Raw genomic sequence first — 1311 nt, 5'->3', positions numbered from 1 at the left:
GGAACTCCGAGGCACCCTCAAGCCGGACCTCGTGCTCCATGCGGATCGCAACCTGCTGAAGGCCGCGCTCACCCTGGACTTCAAATTCCCCTGTCCGGACAGCAATGCGCCACGATGGACGGAGTATGGGAGCAACAGCCCCTATGCCTACGAGTCCCAAGGGGCAATTTACGAAAAGGCACTGGGTGGACGGGCCCTGCTCGTGTCACCCAAGGCAGGCATGGAGCCATTCGAGCGATGAGTCCAGCATTCCCAGTCATTCGACTTCGCGATCGAGGCAACTGGCTCGCAGGCCGAGATGGCATCGTGCTGGCCTTCTTCATCCATCGTGCTCACACGGAGGTAGGTCCCGCAGTCTGGCGCTCGATCCAGACCTATCTTGATGCCATCCCGCCTGACTCACTCAACTGGTACACGTCCGCGGATGGCGACATGGTTCCCCTGGATTCCGAAGGCTGGGAACACAACCGCCATGTCGTAACAGAGCGTGTTGGAGGCGGGAGCCGGTCCGTGGAGCTGAGGGAGAGCCCCAGTGAAACCGGTGGCTATCAAGTCGAATACTACGGGCGACTGCTCGACAGCCTCTTCCATGATGCGCCCGTCACGACGTTGGCGTTTACGTTCCCCACGGAGTACCTCGTGGAGCATGGAGTGGCCCGCCTTCGCGCCCTGGTGCTTGAGCTGGCTCGTGAGTTGCCCTTCAACTTTGGTTACGCCAGCTTCGCCCTCGTCTCGACACAAGGCTCCTGGGCTGCGGCCGACTGGGACTTCACCGAAGCGCTCCTCGCTCGATATCCCGGCCTGGATGCACCTCATGCCTTGAGATTCAGTTCCATCCTCGGAACCCGAACCCTGGGCCCCTACTGGCTCACGTTCCTGGGCCAGCCCTTACTGGGACAACTGGGCGGCATCGACGCGCTCCGGAACGCGCTCCCCTTCCCGGAGGTCTCCGTGCTCCCCATGGACGGTGACCGCGTGCTCGTCACGCTGGACGAATGGCCAGACCCCATTGATACACAGACGAAGTCAATCCCCCCTCAGTATCGCGCGCTCGCCCGGCTGATGGAGCCCTTCCTCTTCCAGTACGAAGGGGAGGACCTCCCCCTCTTCAAGACCGACACGAACCGGTGGATCCGCCGGTTCCTCTAGCCCTGCGGCCAGGGCGACAGCTTCATGCCGCTCCAGCGGCGCCTGTGCCGGATAGAGTCCGGCGCGTGCGTTCCATGAAGAGTCTCTGGGTGGCCGGTGCCCTGCTCACGGCGTGTGCCGGAGGGACGCGTGCATCCCGGCACGGCGAGCTGGGGTACGTCG

At 63.3% G+C, this 1311-nt stretch carries 1 protein-coding gene and 1 pseudogene; both read left to right on the top strand.

The genetic code is table 11. The annotated features are described in order from the left end of the window. Nucleotides 1–241: pseudogene (locus tag ACLEQD_RS43590) on the top strand (hypothetical protein); the annotation flags it as partial. 65 nt (nt 242–306) lie between these two features. Next, nucleotides 307–1149, top strand: a complete 843-nt coding sequence (locus ACLEQD_RS43585; protein ID WP_410391821.1) for a DUF3396 domain-containing protein — start codon at nt 307–309, stop codon at nt 1147–1149. The last annotated feature ends 162 nt before the right edge of the window (nt 1150–1311 follow it).

Source organism: Corallococcus sp. 4LFB (genome assembly GCF_046520365.1).
GTDB classification, from domain to species: Bacteria; Myxococcota; Myxococcia; order Myxococcales; family Myxococcaceae; genus Corallococcus; species Corallococcus caeni.
Note: the sequence above shows the minus strand (reverse complement) of the source record. Positions and strands in the feature narration are given on the sequence as shown.